The sequence below is a fragment of the uncultured Alistipes sp. genome (assembly GCF_902388705.1).
Taxonomy (GTDB): Bacteria; Bacteroidota; Bacteroidia; order Bacteroidales; family Rikenellaceae; genus Alistipes.
In genome coordinates this window covers 1-7,584 of the sequence record NZ_CABMQJ010000077.1, presented here as the reverse complement: position 1 = coordinate 7,584, position 7,584 = coordinate 1, and the positions used below count along the sequence as shown (strand labels likewise).

At 60.6% G+C, this 7,584-nt stretch carries 6 protein-coding genes; 2 read left to right on the top strand and 4 right to left on the bottom strand.

Annotated elements, in window-relative coordinates; translation table 11 throughout:
* Together yidC and QZT71_RS11420 are read left to right on the top strand one after the other, a co-directional pair.
* Window positions 1–1,778 (top strand): membrane protein insertase YidC (gene yidC / locus QZT71_RS11425; protein WP_295916288.1); only part of this gene is annotated, 1,778 nt, incomplete at its 5' end.
* Window positions 1,779–2,028: 250 nt separating this feature from the next.
* Window positions 2,029–2,883 (top strand): hypothetical protein, encoded by an 855-nt coding sequence (locus QZT71_RS11420; RefSeq protein WP_295916291.1) that lies wholly within the window; start codon window positions 2,029–2,031, stop codon window positions 2,881–2,883.
* Between the two features lie 926 nt (window positions 2,884–3,809).
* Here the strand turns inward: QZT71_RS11420 and QZT71_RS11415 are convergent.
* The 4 genes from QZT71_RS11415 to QZT71_RS11400 form a co-directional block, all read right to left on the bottom strand.
* Window positions 3,810–4,175: a helix-turn-helix domain-containing protein gene (locus QZT71_RS11415; protein WP_295916286.1), complete on the bottom strand. Its 366-nt coding sequence runs from the start codon at window positions 4,173–4,175 to the stop codon at window positions 3,810–3,812.
* 460 nt (window positions 4,176–4,635) lie between these two features.
* Complete coding sequence (locus QZT71_RS11410) at window positions 4,636–5,835, bottom strand: class I SAM-dependent rRNA methyltransferase (RefSeq protein WP_295916283.1); 1,200 nt, start codon at window positions 5,833–5,835, stop codon at window positions 4,636–4,638.
* A complete protein-coding gene (locus tag QZT71_RS11405; protein WP_295916280.1) occupies window positions 5,832–6,443 on the bottom strand; it encodes a 3'-5' exonuclease in 612 nt (203 codons plus the stop codon). The genes QZT71_RS11410 and QZT71_RS11405 overlap by 4 nt, the downstream gene beginning before the upstream one ends.
* 88 nt (window positions 6,444–6,531) lie before the next feature.
* On the bottom strand, window positions 6,532–7,584 hold a 1,053-nt coding region (locus tag QZT71_RS11400), incomplete at its 5' end, for a RecQ family zinc-binding domain-containing protein (RefSeq protein ID WP_295916276.1).

Sequence of the window (7,584 nt, the reverse complement as noted above, 5' to 3'; positions counted from 1 at the left end):
CCGCAGCGCCCGGCGAAGTGACGGCGGAGGCCCCCGGGGCTGACGCGGAAGTTGCCGACGCAGCGCGCCGGCGCCAGGTCGAGGCCCTGGGCGAGTACCTGACCGATGCGCGCGAAGCCGAAGCCGAGGAGATTACCGTCGAGAACGACGTGATGATCGTGCGGTTTTCGACCCGCGGCGGCCAGATTACGGACGTGACGCTCAAGGACTACACCAAGTACGCCCCCCGCGGGCAGCGCGACCAGCTGATCCGGATGATGGATCCCGAGAGCGCGAAGTTCGGCCTTTCGTTCTATGTGAAGAACGGCCTGAACAACGTCAAGGTCAACACCATGGAGTATGTTTTCCAGCCGCAGGCCGTGCAAACGGTCGGCGACGCCCGCAAGGTGGTGATGCGCCTGCCCGTAGCGGCCGATGCCTGGCTCGAGTACGAGTACCTTATATATAATAAGCAGGCTCCCGAACGCGACTACCTCGTGGATTTCAACGTGCGGCTGGTGAACATGGCGCCGCAGATGGCCAACCAGACCTCCATCGGCATCGACTGGTCGAACATCTCCTACCAGAACGAGAAGGGCTTCCAGAACGAGAACATGTACACGACCATTTCGTACCGGTTCCCGGGCGAAAGTTCGATCGAGGATTTGGGCATGGGCGACGGCGCCAAGTCGAAGAGTGTTTCGACGGCGGTGAACTGGGTGGCTTTCAAACAGCAGTTCTTCTCGTCGGTGTTCATCGCGCCGAAGAACGTCGCGAATGCCAACATGGCTTTCGACACGGCGGCCCCCGGTTCCGAGCTGCTGAAAAACTTCTCGGTGCAGATGTCGGTTCCCTACACGGTGCAGACCGAGGGGTATGATTTCGCATTCTATTTCGGCCCCAACAAATACGCCATCCTCAAGAAAATCACGGACAACGAGGGCAGCGATCTCCACATGGAGCGCCTGATTCCGCTGGGGTGGGGTATCTTCGGCTGGGTGAACCGCTGGTGTGTGATTCCGGTGTTCGACTTCCTGCGCAACTATATCGGAAGCTTCGGTATCATCATCCTGATTCTGGTAATCCTCGTCAAACTGGTCATCTCGCCGCTCACCTACAAGAGCTATGTGTCGATGGCCAAAATGCGCCTGATAAAGCCGCAGGTCGACGAGCTGAACAAGAAATTCCCCAAACAGGAGGATGCCATGAAGCGCCAGCAGGCGACCATGGAACTCTATAAGAAAGCGGGCATCAACCCGATGGGCGGCTGTATCCCGATGCTGATTCAGATGCCGATTCTGATTGCCATGTTCCGCTTCTTCCCCGCGTCGATCGAGTTGCGTGAGCAGCCGTTCCTGTGGGCCGACGACCTTTCGTCGTACGACAGCATCGTGAACCTGCCGTTCTCGATTCCGTTCTACGGCGACCACGTGAGCCTGTTCGCCCTGCTGATGGCCGTGTCGCTGTTCGGCTACTCCTATTTCAACTACCAGCAGACGGCTTCGTCGCAGCCCCAGATGGCCGGCATGAAGTTCATGATGGTCTACATGATGCCGATTATGATGCTGTTGTGGTTCAACAGCTATTCGAGCGGCCTTTGCTACTATTACCTGCTGTCGAACCTCTTCACCATCGGGCAGACGCTCGTTATCCGGCGCATGGTCGACGACGACAAGATACACGCCGTCATGCAGGCCAATGCCGCGAAGAAGTCGAAGGGCAAGAAGTCGAAGTTCCAGCAGCGCTACGAGGAATTGCTCCGCCAGCAGGAGGCCCAGCAGCGCGCCAAACGCAAATAATCCGGGCCCGGTTCCGGCGGCATCCCCTTGCGGCTGCCCGTCCGGGGCGCCAGGCACAGGTGCGCCGCCGTGCTGAGAATCCGGTGAGTTGCCATTCTCGGGCAAGCCGCGAGTGCTGCGCAATGCCGGGATTGCGGCCGGGAAAGCCGGGCGGCATGACAGAAAACGGCCGGAGCAGGGGCTGCTTACGCAGGTTTCCCGCTCCGGCCCTGTTTTTGTACGGGAGCTGTGTAAAATCTTTACCGATATGATGAAACGAATCTTTCTGGTGCTGGCCCTGCTCGCTGCGGGCACGGCACTCCGGGCGCAGGAGCTCGGTGATGAGTACCGCCTCAAGCGGGTTTTCCCGGTGGACGGCCGGCAGGGGATTGCGGCCGATTCGAACTACTACTATGTTTCGGGCAGCACCGTACTCTACAAGTACGACAAGCAGGGGCGGCTGGTCGCCAAAAACGAACATCCGTTCGAAGGGCTGCCGCTTGCCGCCAACCATCTCGGCGACATCGACGTCTGGAACGGGGAGATTTACGCGGGCATCGAGACATTCATCGACGGCAAGGGCGAGAACATCCAGGTCGCTGTGTACGATGCCGACAACCTGAAGTGGAAGCGCTCGATCGACTGGGCGCCCGACTCGGGACAGGTCGAAGTGTGCGGACTGGCGGTCGACCGTGACGGCGACATGGTCTGGATGGCCGACTGGGTCGACGGGCGTTATCTCTACGGCTATGACCTGGCGACGGGGAAATACGTTCGTAAAGTGCATTTGCGGCCGGTGCCGCAGTGGCAGCAGGGGATTTTCATGGTCGACGGGCGGATGCTGATATCGGCCGACGACGGCGATGCCGACCTCGACGAACCGGACAATATCTACATTGCCGATTTGCGTGACGGGAAGAGTTATACCACGGTGCTGCCGTTCCGGGAGATGGACGACTTCAAACGGGCCGGCGAAATCGAGGGGCTGACCATCGATCCGGCCACGGACGAGTTGCTGGTGCTGGCGAACCGGGGCTCCCGCATCGTGCTGGGAATGGTCAAGGGTTTCTATCCCGGTTACGACAGCGAGCTGCACGAGGTCTACGTTTATGAAAAAGTGAAATAGAAAAAAGTCCCGTTCGGGACTTTTTTTATTCGGCGGGGACGATGTCCCGGAATGTGTGCCCAAACCCCGTTGACGGCCGGAGCCGCAATACATTCCGCAGCCGGAGTGAGGGTTGAGCACGGGGCCCGCCCTATCATCAGGTTTCCGGTCACCGGTTTTTTACGGGGACGGTCGTCGGACGGTTGCTGCCGGATTCCTGCTTGTCGGCTTTTGTCGCCGGGTTTCCCGCCGCTGGTTTCCCACCGCAGGGTTCTTGTCGTTGAGCGTTTGCTGCCGGGTTCCTGCCTGTCGGTTTTTGTCGCCGGGTTTCCTGCCGCTGGTTTCCCGCTGCAGGGTTCTTGTCGTTGAGCGTTTGCTGCCGGGTTCCTGCCTGTCGGTTTTTGTCGCCGGGTTTCCTGCCGCTGGTTTCCCGCTGCAGGGTTCTTGTCGTTGAGCGTTTGCTGCCGGATTCCTGCCTGTCGGTTTTTGTCGCTGGGTTTCCTGCCGCAGGGTTCTTGTAGTCGGGCGTATGCTGCCGGGTTCCTGCCTGTCGGCTTTTGTCGCCGGGTTTCCTGCCGCTGGTTTCCCGCCGCAGGGTTCTTGCCGTTGAGCGTTTGCTGCCGGGTTCCTGCTGTCGGTTTTTGTTGTCGGCTTTTCCGCCGCAGGTTTCCTGCCGCAGGGTTCTTGTCGTTGAGCGTTTGCTGCCGGGTTCCTGCCTGTCGGCTTTTGTCGCCGGGTTTCCTGCCGCTGGTTTTCCGCCGCAGGGTTCTTGCCGTTGAGCGTTTGCTGCCGGGTTCCTGCCTGTCGGCTTTTGTCGCCGGGTTTCCTGCCGCTGGTTTCCCGCCGCAGGGTTCTTGTAGTCGGGCGTATGCTGCGGGTTTCTGGCGCTGGTTTTCCGCCGTGTATTTTGTCGCCGCCGGGGCTTCGGCGGGTCGGGCCTGGCGGGACTATGCTTTCCGGTTCGTATTGCGATCCCGGAGAATCGCGTCGAAGTTCTCCAGCGCCCAGCCTATCAACGATACGAGATGGGGCATGAGCGATTCGCCGCGGGGCGTGAGGGTGTATTCGACGCGCGGCGGCACTTCGGGATAGGCCTTGCGCGAGAGCAGTCCGTCCTGTTCCAGCCGCCGCAGGGTCGAGGTGAGCATCTTCTGCGAAATGTCGGTCATCTGGCGGTGTATCGCCGAAAAGCGCATGCATCCGTTCGTATGCAGGTTGTAGAGCACCAGCAGCGACCATTTGTCGCCGAAGCGGTCGACGATGTTGCGTATGGGGCAAGCAGCGTACCCCGGGTCGTTTTCAATCTTTGTCATTGCGTAAATCTTCTGTTTTGCAATTCCGGATGCCGGCCCTGTTCCGGTTCCCGGCGTTTCCGGCTTGTTTTTCAGCAGGCGTCGTCGTGTAATTCCGCCTCTGCCGTATGCAAAAGTAATAAACTTTCCGAAAGTAACCAACGCGGAGTGGGCGCGGGCGTACAGGGAGGCTCTTTCCTGTTCGTTCTGTCGGCCGCTCCGTCCCGGCTTTGCTTGCCCGGCCTCGCCGCTCGTTCCGTCCGCTCGCCCTGTCTGTTCCGGCAGCCCGGCACTTCCCGTCCGTTTTGCCTGCCGGGCCTGCCGTGGTGTCCCGTTCGCACGCTTTACCCGGCCTGATTCCCGTCCATCCCGGCGGCATATTGTTTCGGCTCCGGAAGCTACCGGACGCAAAAGGCGGCACATGCGCGGAAAATGGGAAAGGCGAACCCGCGGGTTCGCCTTTGCTGTTTTTTCGAAAAATTTACTCGACGTAAAGCACCAGTCCCTTGAGGTACTCCCCCTCGGGATGGTAAATGCTGATGGGATGGTCGGCGGGCTGTGTCAGCTGGTGCAGGATGCGCACGTTGCGCCCCGCGATGGCTGCCGCCGAGAAAACCGTGGTGCGGAACAGCTCTTTGGACACGGCCTGCGAGCAGGAGAACGTGAAGAGGATTCCGCCGGGCTTGATTTGCGACAGGGCCCTGGCGTTCAGCCGCTTGTAGCCCTGCAGGGCGTTGCCCAGCACCTTGTGGTGTTTGGCGAAAGCCGGCGGGTCGAGGATTATCAGGTCGTATTTGTCGTCGATGTTCTTGAGGTACTCCACGGCGTCGGCCGCCGTTTCGGTGAAGTTGGCGTTCTGCCCGAAGTTGAGCACCATGTTCTCCGTGGCGAGCACTACGGCGCGCTCCGACGAATCCACCGAGCAGACTTTCTCGGCGCCCCCGGCCATGGCGTAGACCGAGAAACCGCCCGTATAGCAGAACGTGTTGAGTACCGTGCGGCCTTTCGCATAGCGTTTCACCAGTTCGCGGTTTTCGCGCTGGTCGAGGAAGAACCCCGTTTTCTGGCCCTTTTCCCAGTTTACGAGGAATTTTTCGCCGTTCTCCGTCACCACGTGCGACGCATGGTCGGACGTGCCCCACAGGTAACCGTCCACGGCACCCAGCTTCGCATTGAACGGCACGGTCTGCGAACTCTTGTCGTAGATGGCCGTGAGCCGCTCGCCGTACGTCGCCAGAACGGCTTTGGCAATTTCCATGCGCGCATGGTACATGCCGACCGAATGGCACTGGATGACGGCCACCGTGTCGTAGATGTCCACCACCAATCCCGGGAGTGCGTCGCCCTCGCCGTGTACGAGGCGGTAGCAGTTGGTGTCGGGGTTGTCCGTGAGGCCGAGCGTGCGCCGTACGTCGTATGCGATGGAGATGCGCCGGTTCCACCACGCCTGGTCGATGGGCTCCTGCTCGAACGAGAGCACCCGTACGGCGATCGAACCGATCTGGTAATGTCCCTGTGCGATGAATTCGCCCGAACGGGTGTAAACCTCGACCAGGACGCCCTCGGCGATTTGGGACTCTTCTTCGGCCTTTATGTAGTCGATAGCCCCCGAGAATATCCACGGGTGGCGGCGCATCAGCGATTCTTCCTTGCCTTTGCGCAGGTAGATTTGGGGTGTCATGTAGTGGGGCGTTTGATTTTAGGGGTGTGGAGCAGTCGGTCGTAGATCGCCGTGCAGACCCACGCGTCGGTCGCGGCGTACAGTTTCTGTTTGTCGGTGAGCGTCGTTGCTTCCCAGTTGCTCAACCGCTGGGCTTTCGACACGCGCTGCCCCAGCACGATGGCCGAGAGTTTGCGCAGGCTCTTCTCCCCGATGCCCCATTCGGGGGCGATGGTTTGCAGGTCGACGAATCCGCCGTCGCGGAAGTGGCGGATTTGGCGCAGCGAGCGCAGGTCGCCCGCGACGTCAGCGCCGATTTTCAGGATCTCTTTGCTTTCGAGCACCTGCAGGAGCGGCTTGGCCAGCGGAATCCTGTTCAGCCGGAACAGGAAGCAGAGCTGCGGCGTCGAGAGCTGCAGCAGCGACACGCGGAAGGTCACGCCCGGGCGGAACGAGGGGCGAGTTTCGGTGTCGAAGCCGACGACGGATTGTTTCATCAGGAATTTGCAGGCCGGAACGATGTCGCGCTCGTGCTCGATGATGCGTATTTCGCCCTTGAATTCAATGGCAGGAAGCGCTGCGGTTTCCTCGTTGCTGATTTTATCTGTATAGTTGTTGGTCGTTGTCATGTGTCGAACGTTCCTGCAAATTTACAGAAATTTTTCCGGAAAATGCCATGCCTCCCGACTATTTTGCGCCGGCCTGCCGGCAGGGAGGCTATTTACGTCCTATTTTCCCGTCTTTGTCCGTACGGAGCACTCCCTCGTCGAGCAACTCGCGCAGCGCCCGGCCGACGAGCCGCACGTCGCCGGGAAATTCCGCCGTGAGTTCACGCGGGTCGGCCGTCCCCTGCGCCAGCCGCTCCAGCAGTTTTTCGCGCAGCCCGGCGATTGCTTCTCCTGTGCCTGCCTGCTGCCGTTTTTCGGCGCGCTTGCGCGCCAGGCAGATGTCGCATACGCCGCAGGGCTGGGGTTCTCCCTCGCCGAAATACTCCTCGAGCACGGCGCTGCGGCAGCGGGTTTCGTTCGCGGCATAGGAGAGCATGTGTTCGAAGCGCTCGCGCATCAGCTCCTGCCGCCGTTTGTAGGTTTCCGGGGCGATATAGAGGTCGGCGCGCGGCAGCCGCTCCTCGTCCATGAAGAGAATCGGCGAGCGGTTCGAGGGTACGTAGCGGATTACGCGCAGCTGCCAGAGCCGTTTGAGCAACTCCTTGACCCGTTGTACGGTGTAGCCGCTCCAGGTGGCTATTTCGCCCTCGTCGATTTGGCGGAACTCGGTGAAAACACCGTTGTAGAGCCGCAGCAGCGTGCGGATGAAATGGTCCAGCTCGTCGCGCTGCACGCGGAGTTTGTACAAATCGTCGCGGCTCACGCAGAACATAATCCGCGCCGGGTTATCCTGTGCGTCGGTCAGCGTCATGTAGCCGTTCTGCTGCAACAGTTTCAGGGCGCTCACCACCGTGCCTGACCAGAGGTGTTCGCGGGCGCAGAAGTCGTGGATGTTGAACAGGAATGACGCCTGGGCGCCGTCGCCGATGCCGACCTGCAGGTAGGAGCATACCCGTTCGTAGATGTCCTTGATTTTTTCGAGCGGCGGGAACTCCTGTTCGAAGCGCCGCACGATGCGCTCGCCGTCGTCCGGGGCGGCCAGCAGCAGGGCGTAGCTGCGTCCACCGTCGCGTCCCGCGCGGCCGGCCTCCTGATAGTAGCCTTCGAGCGAGTCGCACATGCTGTAATGGACGACGAACCGCACGTCGGGTTTGTCGATGCC